Origin of the sequence: Halorubrum sp. SP3 (assembly GCF_005435195.1) — an archaeon.
Taxonomy (GTDB): Archaea; Halobacteriota; Halobacteria; order Halobacteriales; family Haloferacaceae; genus Halorubrum; species Halorubrum sodomense.
The window spans coordinates 1-470 of the sequence record NZ_SGTU01000352.1 but is presented as its reverse complement, the minus strand read 5'-3'; the positions used below and the strand labels follow the sequence as shown (position 1 = coordinate 470).

Here is a 470-nt window from a genome sequence, read left to right as displayed (position 1 = left end):
CCGTATGTGGCCGAGCAGTTGGTGCCAGCGTTAGAGGGGGAAGAAACGCTCCTCGTGTTCGGCTATCTACCGCTTCGGGTTCAGTGGGTGCTCGAGGATCTGGGGGTGACAACGGTTGAAGCGCGAAACGCAGTCCGATCGTTGGTACAGTACCCGATCGAGTTTGTTGACGTGACACCTGAGACGATCCTTACTGCGTACGACGTAAGCGTCGACAAGAACCACGACGTGTACGATTGCTTCTACGTGGCGCTTGCGCGAGAGGCAGGTGCTGATCAGCTTGTCACAACTGATCGAGACTTCGAGACGCTCTGTCGTGACGAGTCGTTCACGTACACAAATCCCGTTCCTGAGGAGATTTTAACCGAATTTCACGCCGAGTGAACCGCCTCGGGGCCAAGCCCCGAGACACTCGCTTTGGCTATGTGTACATTTTATACAACCGACTCATTTTTTGAGACAACAGCAAC

At 54.3% G+C, this 470-nt stretch carries 1 protein-coding gene; it reads left to right on the top strand.

The features are described 5' to 3' along the window. Positions 1–384, top strand: a 384-nt coding sequence (locus EXE42_RS16835; RefSeq protein ID WP_137707048.1) for a type II toxin-antitoxin system VapC family toxin, incomplete at its 5' end; no start/stop codon positions are given. Positions 385–470: the final 86 nt, after the last annotated feature.